Genomic DNA, 10,593 nt, shown 5'->3' on the forward strand with positions numbered 1-10,593 from the left:
AGGCCGGTGACGGAGCGGGGCCGGTCAGGCTGCCGGCTCCGACGGCCGTGCGATCTGGCCGCCGATGAACTCCGCGAGCAGCCCGGCCGACGGGTGGTCGAACACGACCGAGGCCGGGAACGGGATCCGGAAGGCGGACTCCAGCGCGTTCTTCAGTTCGACGGACATCAGGGAGTCCAGCCCCAGCTGGCCGAAGGGGGTCGAGGGATCGACACTCTCCAGGTCCTCGATGTGCAGGACCGCCGCCACACGGGCGCGGACGAACTCCTCGACGGCCGCGCCCCGCTCCTCCGGCGGAAGAGCCAGCAGGGCGTCCAGGTCCAGCCCCCGGGTCTCGGTCGCGCTCCTGCCGAGCAGCTCGCGGTAGAGCGCGTTGTCGAGCGGCTTCGTCGCGGTGAACATGTCCCAGTCGCACTCGCCCGCCAGGACCTGTGCCACCGGCGCGCCGAGCAGCGAGGCCAGGGTCCGCGTACCGCGTGCGGGGGTGAACAACCGCACGCCCTCGTCCGCCCACCGCTTGATGAGCTGGTCGCTGAGGCGCGCGGACATGCCGACCTCACCCCACGGCCCCCAGTTGATGCTGAGCCCGGGCAGGCCGGTGGCGGCCCGGCGGCGCATCAGGTCGTCCAGGAAGGCGTTCGCCGCGGCGTAGTTGCCCTGGCTCATGGCGCCGACGACCGAGGCCGCCGACGAGTAGCCGACGAAGAAGTCCAGCTCCGGCAGGTCCGCGGACGCCTCGTGGAGCAGCCAGCTCCCGTAGACCTTGGCCCGGAAGACCGTGTCGATGTCCTCCCACGCCAGAGCTGACACCGGCTTGTCGTCGACGACCCCGGCGGAGTGCACGATGCCGCCCACCGGAGGCCCCTGCCGGAGCTCGGCGAAGAGCGCGGCCACGTCCGAGGCCTCCGCGATGTCGCAGGGATACACCGTCACCTCCGCCCGCTCCCGCAGACGCTTCTCCAGATGGGCCACGTCCGGTGCGGCCTGGGTCCGGCGCCCGGCGAGCGCGATGTGGCGCGCCCCCAGATCGACGAGCTTCTCCGCCGTGACGAGGCCGAGCCCGCCGAGGCCGCCGGTCACCAGATAGGTGCGGTCGGGCCGTACGGAGACCTCACGGGCGGCCGGCCGCCGGCTGTCCTCCATGCTGATGACCAGCTTGCCCACGTTCGCGCCGCGGCTCAGGACACCGAACGCCTCCTCCACCTCGTCGAGCTGGTAGACCGTGGTGGGCAGCGGGGGCAGCAGCCCCGCGCCGACCAGTTCGGCGATCTTCGCCATGATCCCCTGGTTGACGGGGATCAACCGGTCCTCGGGCAGTTCGCTGAGGTCGAAGTTGTGGTACGTGACGTCCGGGCGCTGCGCGCGGACCTGTTCCGGGGACCAGGCCCCGACCTTCCCGAGCTCGATGAAACGCCCGCCCTCACCCAGCGCCCGCATGCCCGCCGGGATGAAGTCCTTGTTGAGGCTGTTCAGCACGAGGTCGACGCCGGTGCCTCCGGTGATCCGGTCCACCTCGTCCGCGAAGTCCAGCGTCCGCGAATGCATCAGGTGCTCGATGCCCTGTTCGCGCAGCACCGGCCACTTGTGCGGACTGGCGGTGGCGAAGACCTCCGCCCCGGCCAGCTGCGCCAGCCGCACCGCGGCCTGGCCCACCCCGCCCGCGGCGGCGTGCACGAGCACCTTGTCCCCGGCCTTCATGCCCCCCAGGGTGTGCAGCGCGTAATAGGCGGTCACGTACACGGACATGAGTCCCGCCGCGTCCGTCATGCTCAATCCGGCGGGCTTGGCCACGGCCACCGCCGAAGGAACCGTGATGCGGCGCTTGAACACGCCGAGATAGTTGACGACGACCTCGTCGCCGGGGCTGAACGTCGCCTCCGGGCCCGCCGCCACCACCGTCCCCGCGCACTCGAAGCCCAGTGGCTGCTCGCCGAACTCCGAGAGCATCCCGAGGGCGTTGAGGACGTCCTTGAAGTTGAGACCTGCCGCTCGCACCTCCACCTGGATGTGGTCACCGGCCGGTACGACGTCCTCCGCCGGCTGCTGCCTGATCCCGGAGAACTGCCCGTACTCCTGTACCGCCAGCTCGACGTTGCCGTCGCTCGCGGTGAAGGGCGCCGCCGGCACCATCCGCCGCACATGGCGGTGACCCGCACGGAAGGCCAGCTGGAATTCGCCACCGTCACGCGAACTCCACTCCGCGGCCAGTTCCGCGCCGCCTCCGCCGGCCGGCAGGTCGACCATCGTCGTGCGGTAGGCGGGGTACTCGTTGAGCACCACCTGCCCGAACCCCCACAGACTCGCGGCGGCGCACGGCGTCGCGCCGACCGTGTCACCGGGGAGGTACTGGCCCTCCTCGGTGAGCAGCCACAGCCGCTGGTCGCGGCCGAAGCCCGTCTCGTCGAGCACCGCGAGCAGATTCAGCAGACCGCCGAAGTTGTGCGCGGCCTCCGCCCGCAGGCCGTCCGTCCCCGCCCCGCCGCCGCCGGGCCGCCAGAACCACGCGACGTCCGTGACCCGTTCCGCGCGGAGGGTGCCCGCCACGGCCTCCGGCTCCGGCGCGAAGTGCAGGGTGACGCCGGTGTCAGCCGCCGCGGCCACGAGGCCCGGAAGCTCAGCGGCCGTACGTCCCAGAACGAGCACACTGCGGCTCTCCGGCAGGGACTGGGGGACCAGGGACCGCTTGACCCAGCGCACCTCGTGCAGGAAGCGGCGTCCGGCCCGGCCGATGTCGGCCATACGCTTCAGGCCGAGCCCACGCAGTTCGTACACCGGCCGGTCGCCTTCGAACACCACCAGGTCGAGGGAGATGTCCACCCCCGGCCGGTCGCCCGGGGAGCGGCGCATCACCACACGCAGCAGCTCGCCCTTGGGCTTCTTGAAGAGCCGGAAGTGCCCGAACCGCACGGGGAGGTAGCTGCTCCCGTCGTCGCCGATCGCGGCGAACGCGTGGGTCGCCGCGTCCAGCAGGGCCGGGGGAGCGTGTCCGACCGCGTCGGCGGGCAGACCGAGCAGCTCGCCGACGGCCAGGGTGCTGTCGCAGCGGGCGACTTCCCGCATCCGGCGGAACTCGGGACCGTACGGCAGCCCTGCCGCGGCATAGGCGGAGTAGACCTCGTCGGCCCCGAGGACGTCCTCGGGTTCCCCGGCCGCGCCGGCCAGGTCCCGCAGTTCGTCGGCCAGGCCGCTCGGGCCGGCCGGCCCGGGGGCGAGGGTGGCCGTCGTGTGCAGCCGCTCGATCGCCCCGTCCTGACCCGCCGCGAGACTCAGCACCTCGACCGCCGCCGACCCGTCCGCGCGGGGCAGGAGCCGGGTGCGCACCTCGACCACGCCCTCCTCCGGCAGGAACAGGGCCTCCTTCATCTCGACATCCAGGACGGGCCGGCTCGTCTCGCCGTAGACCGCGTCCTGCAACGCGAGCAGGATCTCCAGATAGCCGGTGCCCGGCAGGACCACCTGTTCCCCGACGACGTGATCGGCGAGATAGGAGGGCTTGTGCGGGGAGAGCCTGGCGGCGAACTCCCGTACGCCGTCCGGTGCGCCCTCGGAAGGAGTGACTTCCTGGCCGAGCAGCGGATGAACGGCGGGACCCGATCCCGTCCCCGCGCCCAGGCCGTGCCGTTCCCCCTTCACCGGCAGCCAGTACCGCTTGCGGTCGAAGGAGTAGTGCGGCAGGTGCGTGCGCCGTCCCTCCCGGCCGCGGTGGTACTCGGCCCAGTCCACCGGCAGGCCCGCCGTGTAGAACTGGGCGACGGAGGAACGGATCGTCGAACCGTCCGTGTCCGCCTTGCCGAGACTGGTGAGCCAGCGGTGGTCCTCAGGCTCGACACACGCCCGGGCCAGGCCGGACAGCGTGGCCGACGGGCCGATCTCGATGAGGACGTGCCGTCCACGCCGCTCCAGTGTCCGCATCCCCTGGAGGAAGTCCACCGGCGCGCCGATGTGGTGTACCCAGTAGTCGGGGGTCATCAGCTCGGCGGGCCGGGCGACCCGGCCCGTCACGTTGGATATCAGGGTGAACGACGGCTCGTGGAAGACGATGTCCGCCAGAGCCGCGCGGAACTCCTCGTACACCTCGGCCATCAGGGCCGAGTGGAACGCGTGGGAGACCGCGAGCCGGCTCACCTTGAGCCCCTGCTCCGTCAGCACGGCCGTGACCTCGGCCAGTGCCGCGTCCCCGCCCGATATCACGCACTGCTGCGGTGAGTTGATGCCGGCGACGGTGAGATCGGAGTACCCCTCCAGGTACGGAGCGACCTCCTGGGCCGACGCGCTCACCGCGGCCATGCCGCCGGGAGCCGACACCGACTGCATGAGGCGGCCGCGGTGGGCGACCAGCGTCACGGCGTCCTCGAGGCTGAACACCCCGGCCACCGCGGCGGCGACCACCTCGCCGATGCTGTGGCCGATCAGGGCGTTCGGCCGTGCTCCCCACGAGAGCCACAGCCGGGCCAGGGCGTATTCGAGTGTGAACAGCGCCGGTTGCGTGTACCGGGTCCGGTGGATGGCGTCGGCGTCCTCGGCCCGGTCGAGCAGCAGGTCCCGCACGGACCGGCCGACGAGCGGGGCGAACAGCCGATCGCACGCGTCGACACAGTCCCGGAACACGGGGAACTGCTCGTAGAGCGGGCGGCCCATACCCGCGTACTGCGCACCCTGCCCGGTGAACAGGAAGGCCGTCTTGCGGAAGTCACCGGTTCCCCTCTCGTCGTTCTCCAGGCGGGCGGCCTGCTTGTCGAGGAAACGGGTCAGCTGATCGCGGTCGTGCACCACGGCCGCGATCCGCTGGTTGAAGTGACTGCGGCCGACGTTGGCCGTGTAGCAGATGTCGCCCACCGGCGCGTCCGGCCGCTCGTCGAGGAACGCACGGTAGGCCTCCACCTGGAGGCGCAAGCCCTTGCGGTTCTTCGCCGAGAGAGTGATGAGGTGCCCGCCCTCCGTCTGGCGGACCGGCTCCGACGCCGGTCCGGCGGGCTCGGGCGCCTCCTCCAGCACCGCCGCGGCGATGGCTCCGGCGAATCCGAAGCTGTTCACCAGGGCCCGCCGGGTCTCCGCCTTCCAGGGACGGCACTCGGTCGGTACGTCCACCGCGTAGCGGTCCCACGGGATGCGCGGGGACCGGTTGACGAGGTTCAGATGCGGATAGATCGTGGCCGACCGCAGCTGCAGGACGGTCTTCACCACGCCCATGACCCCGGCGGTCGCCTCGGCGTGTCCCACATTGGTCTTCACCGAGGCGACGTTGATCGGCTCCTCCGCGGTGTGGGAGTCCGAGAACACGTCGCAGATGGCGCCCATCTCGATGGGGTCGCCCAGCGGGGTCCCCGTGCCGTGCGCCTCCACGTACTGGATGTCTCCGGGCTTCAGGCCCGCGTCGGCCAGCGCCTGGTGCATCACCTGTTCCTGGGCGGTGCCGTTCGGGACGGTGAGGCCGGCGCTCTCCCCGTTCTGGCCGATCGCCGTTCCCCGTACGACGGCCAGGATCCGGTCGCCGTCCCGCTGGGCGTCGGAGAGCCGCTTCAGTACGAGGGCCCCCGCCCCCTCGGCGCGCGAGTACCCGTCCGCGGATTCGTCGAAGGTCTTGCACCGGCCGTCGGGGGCCATCATGTTGCCGTTGGAGAACATCACGAAGATCCGCGGATGGTGCAGGAGGTTGACCCCGCCCGCCAGCGCGATGTCGCACTCCCCGCCGCGCAGCCCGCTGACCGCCAGGTGCAGTGCGGTGAGCGAGGAGGCGCAGGCGGTGTCGACGCTCATGCTCGGCCCGCGCCAGCCGAGGAAGTAGGACACCCGGCCGGAGATCGGGAAGGCGGTGATGCCCGAGGCCAGGTGGCCGTCCAGTTCCTCGTACGGCAGGGAGTCGAGCTCCAGCGCGTAGTCGATCTGGCTGGTGCCGATGTACACGCCGCCCGATCCGTGCCGCAGGGCGGCGGGGTCGAGGTTGGCGTCCTCCAGGGCCCGCCAGGCCGTCTCCAGCATGACCCGCTGCTGCGGGTCGATGAACTGGGCCTCCTTGGGCGAGATGTTGAAGAACTGCGCGTCGAACCTGTCGATGTTGTCGAGGAAGCCCCCGCCCGCCGTGCGGACCTTGCCGCGGTCCTCGTCGTTGTGCGGGGTGAAGGCGGGCACGTCCCAACGGTCCTCCGGCACCGGCCGGATGCCTGAGCCTCCTGCGCGGAGGAACGCCTCGAACTCGTCGAGCGTGTCGTTGTCGCCGGGAAAGCGCAGTCCGACACCGATGATGGCGACCGGTTCGTGCGCGGACTCCGTCCCCGCGGGATTCGGGTCGGGCGCGGAAGTGTCAGGCACGGCCGTGCCTCCTTTCACTGAAGGATGTGACGGCATCGGACCGGCCGGTCCGATGCGGCGCGCCCGTCATGCGAACACGCCCGGGTGACGCCCGCCTGACGACGGGCTGATCGACGAGCCGGCCGACGTCTGCCCTGCTCGCGGGCGGCCGTCGGCCCCCGCCTGCCACCGGTCGATCAGCAGCCTGGCCAGCTCGGGCGCGGCGCCGAGGACGGGGGCGACGACCTCGGCTCCCGCCGCCCGCGCGCCGTCGGTGATGCGGTCGGACAGGAGACCGGGAGCGATCATGTACGGGGCGACGGCCACCCGGCGTACGCCGTCGGCCCGTAGAGCGCGTACGGCATCGGCGGTGCGGGAGGAGCCCCCGGCGGCTGCGGCGGAGGCGAAGGCGGGGCGCACGGCGCACCAGCCCTTGTGCCGCAGTTCCCGCGCGATGCCGGCGATCACTGCGATCGCCTCCGGGGCTGTGGAACCCGCCGAGGCCAGTACCAGCCCCGTCGAGCCGGGGCCGCCCGGGCCCAGCCCCGCTTCCTCCAGGCGCCGGTGCATGGCGGCCAGCAGGAGGGGAGAGGGACCGAGGACGTCCGCCTGGACGACGCGCAGCACCGGGGGAGCCCGGCGCAGTGCGGTGGGAAGATCGGACTCGGAATGGAAGGCCCGGGTCAGCAGGAGAGGAACGGCGACGACCTCGCGTACCCCTTCGGACGCCAGACGTTCCAGGGCGCCGGACACCGAGGGGGTGCCGAAGGCGAGGAAGGCCGTTTCGAGCCTCAGCCCCGGCCTGAGCGCCCTGGCCCGTGCGGTGAGCGCGCGTACGGTCGCGGCGTGCCGGGGGTCGCGGCTGCCGTGGGCGACGACGAGGCCGACCGGATCCGTCATCGCCGTCATCCCCCGGTGAGGAGCCCACGGCTGCGCAGCACCCGGCGCTCCAGCGGGCAGAAGACGAGCAGGTCGATGGCGACACCGACCAGCAGGATGAGCGCGATCCCGAGGAAGACGCCCGGCAGGTCGATGCTCTCCCGGGAGTTCTCCAGATACCGGCCCAGGCCGACACCCAGGTCCGGCGAGGAGGCGATCAGTTCGGCGGCCATCAGCGAGCGCCAGGAGAAGGCCCAGCCCTGCTTGAGGCCCGAGAGGTAACCGGGCAGGGCGGCCGGCATCAGGATGTGCCAGGCACTGCGCCACCCCGTGGCACCGATGCTCCTGCCGACCTGGAGATGGAGCGGCGGGACGTGCCTGATGCCCGCGGCCAGGCCGTTCGCGATGGACGGGACCGCACCCAGCAGGATCACCGCGTACATCGCCGAACTGGTCAGCCCCAGCCACAGCACCGCCGCCGGGACCCAGGCGACCGACGGCAGGGACTGCAGCCCTGAGAGGAGCGGCCCCAGTGCCGCGCGGACCAACGCGACGCGGGCCACGATCAGCCCCAGCGGCGTGCCGATCGCGACGGCCACGAGAAAGCCCAGCAGGCCCCGTCGCACACTCGTCCAGATGATGTCGAACAGCGAACCCTGGAGCCACAGGTACCGGAGGCTGTCGGCGACCGACGCGGGGCTCGGGAGCTTGTCGGGCGGGGCCACCCCGGTGCTCACGGCGAGCTGCCACGACGCCAGCGCCAGCACCGTGGCGAACAGGGGCGGCAGCACCTTGCGGCGCAGACGGCCCCACAAAGGGGTGCGGCGTACCGGTACGGAGTCGAGGGAATCGAGCCCGGCCTCCACTTCCGCCAGGTCCTCCGGCGACCCGCGCTTCGCCCGGCGGGCGCTCTCGCCGGGCCGGGCCTCAACGCCGGGCATGGCGGCGGATCTCCCCTCGCAGGCTCTCGGTGATCTCGACGGACAGCTCGGCGACCGCCTGGTCCTCGATGCGGCGCGGCTGGGGTATGCCGATCGTCCACTCCTGGGCGATGCGGCCGGGCCGCGACGACAGGAGGACCACGCGCTGGGCGAGCCGCACCGCCTCGCGCACGTTGTGCGTGACGAACAGGACGCAGACCCCCGTCTCCTGCCAGACCCGGGTGAGCTCGTCGTGCAGCACGTCGCGGGTGATGGCGTCGAGAGCGGCGAACGGCTCGTCCATCAGCAGGACGTCGGAGTCCTGGGCGAGTGCGCGGGCGAGCGCGACCCGCTGGCGCATCCCCCCGGACAGCTCGTGCACCCGCTTGCGGTGCGCCCCGCCGAGGCGTACGAGTTCGAGCAGCCGCTCGGCCTCCGCACGTCGCTCCGTGCGCTTCACACCGCGGAGCCGCAGGGTGAGTTCGATGTTCTTTCCCGCGGTCAGCCACGGGAACAGCGCGTGCTCCTGGAACATCAGGGAGGGCCTGCGCCGGAGCGGCAGGTCGATGCGTCCTGCCGTGGGCAGGTCGAGCCCGGCGATCAGATTGAGCAGGGTCGACTTGCCGCAGCCCGATGCGCCGAGGAGGCAGAGGAATTCCCCCGCTTCGACGGCCAGGTTGATGTCCTGCAGCACCGGGGCACCACCGTCGGCGCCGAAGGATTTGTGCACGCCCGTCAGCCGGACGGCTGGCGTGGCGGAGCCGGCGGGAGAAGGGCCGAGTCGCTCGGCGGTCGGGGCCGGGATCATCCGGTCACCTCCGGGGGGTCGTCTGCCGGGTGCCTGTGGGCAAGGAGCGTTCGTCCGTGGGCAGGGGCCGGCTGCCGGCCTGCCGCAGAACGCGGTTCAGTGGGCCGAGGTCGTAGATGCCGGTGAGGTCGGCCTCCTTCAGAAGCCCGGCTCTCATGGCGTGGTCCGCCTGCGCCCGGAGTGTGGCGGGCATCGGATCGTCCGTGACCTCGATGGAGGACCAGGCCGGATCGAGGACCTCGGGTGGCAGCGGTCTGCCCGTGAGTCTCTTCAGAGCCGCGTTGGCGGAAGCCTTGGCGCGGTCGGCGTCCGCCGCGATCCAGGCATTGGTCTTCACCGAACCGCGCAGGACCGCCTCGACCACATCAGGGTGTTCGTCGAGAAACGTGCGGGAGACGATCACATGTGTGGTGACGAAGGAGCCTGAGGGCCACAGGTCCGACTCGTCGAGCAGCACGGTGGCACCCTCGGCGACCAGGTACGAGGCGGTGGGCTCGGGCATCCAGGCACCGTCCACGGCCCCGGTGCGGTAGGCGTCCGGGGCCACCTTCGTCCCCGTCCGCACGACGGACACGTCACCCCGTCCGCTCTGGGCGTCGACCTTCCAGCCCTTCTCGGAGATCCAGTTGAGGAAGGCCACGTCCTGGGTGTTGCCGAGCTGCGGGGTGGCGATCTTCTTGCCCTTGAGGTCGTCCAGGGTCTTGATCTTCTTCGGGTCGACGACGAGCTTCACACCGCCCGAAGCGGACCCGGCGATGATCTTCAGTGCGCTGCCACGCGTCCGGACGTAGCCGTTGACCGTGGGCGACGGGCCGATCCAGGCGATGTCCACCGAACCGGCGTTGAGCGCCTCGATCTCGGACGGGCCCGCGGTGAAGGTCGAGGTGCGCAGCCGGGTGCCGGCCAGTTCGCGCTGGAACAGCCCTTCCTGTACGCCGACCAGGGCGGTGGCGTGGGACAGGTTCGGGAAGTAGCCGATGCGGACCTCGTCGGCCGAGAGCGGTCTGCCCGACAGGGCGGCCGGTATCTCGTCCGAGGGCCGTTCGGAGCCGTATCCGCAGGCGGCCGACATCAGGAGGGGGAGAACCGCGGCGAGAGCGAGCCGGAAGAGCGTGCGTGAGCGCGCGGGCCGGCCGACCGGGGTCAACACGGGCGCGCCCTGGCGAGAGCCGGGACGGTGAAGGCCTCCCCGGCCATGCCGGCGGTCAGGGTCGTGCCGTCGGCGGGGTCGATCAGCAGGAACGACCCGGTGTTGCGGGACAGCCGGTAGGGGTCCAGGGCCAGCTCTTCGGATACGTGGATGACGACCTGTCCGATGTCGTTGGCGACGAGCTGTCCGGGGGCGGGGTGCTGGGAGAGGTCGTCGAGGGTGAGGCGTGAGGGGATGTCCTTGACGATGGCCTTGACCGTGCGGGTGGTGTGCTTGAGCAGTACGCGCTGGCCGACGGTGAGGGGCTGGTCGGCGACGTGGCAGACGGTGGCTTCGACGTCCTGGGTGGTGGTGGGGGCTTCGTCGGTGGGGGCGATGAGGTCGCCGCGTGAGATGTCGATGTCGTCGGCCAGCCGGATCGTGACGGACTGGGGGGCCCAGGCGATGTCGACGCTCTCGCCGAGCGCGTCGATCCCTTCGATCGTGGTGGTGCGCCCGGACGGCAGCACGGAGACGCGTTCGCCGACCCGGAACACCCCGGCGGCGAT

Annotated in this window: 5 protein-coding genes and 1 pseudogene; all 6 read right to left on the bottom strand. The window is 71.7% G+C overall.

What is annotated here, in order from left to right; all coding sequences use genetic code 11:
• Nucleotides 1-24: 24 nt before the first annotated feature.
• Nucleotides 25-6,309 carry an SDR family NAD(P)-dependent oxidoreductase gene (locus ACFYQ6_RS30485; RefSeq protein ID WP_388766026.1) on the bottom strand — a complete coding sequence of 2,095 codons (6,285 nt, stop codon included), beginning with the start codon at nucleotides 6,307-6,309 and terminating at the stop codon, nucleotides 25-27.
• 66 nt (nucleotides 6,310-6,375) lie between these two features.
• Nucleotides 6,376-7,188, bottom strand: coding sequence for a sirohydrochlorin chelatase (locus ACFYQ6_RS30490; RefSeq protein WP_361581123.1), 813 nt, complete (start codon nucleotides 7,186-7,188; stop codon nucleotides 6,376-6,378).
• Nucleotides 7,189-7,193: 5 nt separating this feature from the next.
• Nucleotides 7,194-8,108 (bottom strand): ABC transporter permease, encoded by a 915-nt coding sequence (locus ACFYQ6_RS30495; RefSeq protein ID WP_361581126.1) that lies wholly within the window; start codon nucleotides 8,106-8,108, stop codon nucleotides 7,194-7,196.
• Entirely contained in the window at nucleotides 8,095-8,895 is an 801-nt protein-coding gene (locus tag ACFYQ6_RS30500; protein ID WP_388766029.1) for an ABC transporter ATP-binding protein, read from the bottom strand. The genes ACFYQ6_RS30495 and ACFYQ6_RS30500 overlap by 14 nt, the downstream gene beginning before the upstream one ends.
• 4 nt (nucleotides 8,896-8,899) lie before the next feature.
• Nucleotides 8,900-9,967 carry an aliphatic sulfonate ABC transporter substrate-binding protein gene (locus tag ACFYQ6_RS30505; RefSeq protein ID WP_361581148.1) on the bottom strand — a complete coding sequence of 356 codons (1,068 nt, stop codon included), beginning with the start codon at nucleotides 9,965-9,967 and terminating at the stop codon, nucleotides 8,900-8,902.
• Between the two features lie 71 nt (nucleotides 9,968-10,038).
• Nucleotides 10,039-10,593: pseudogene (locus ACFYQ6_RS30510) on the bottom strand (hypothetical protein); the annotation flags it as partial.

The organism is Streptomyces sp. NPDC005494, from assembly GCF_042872025.1.
Taxonomy (GTDB): domain Bacteria; phylum Actinomycetota; class Actinomycetes; order Streptomycetales; family Streptomycetaceae; genus Streptomyces.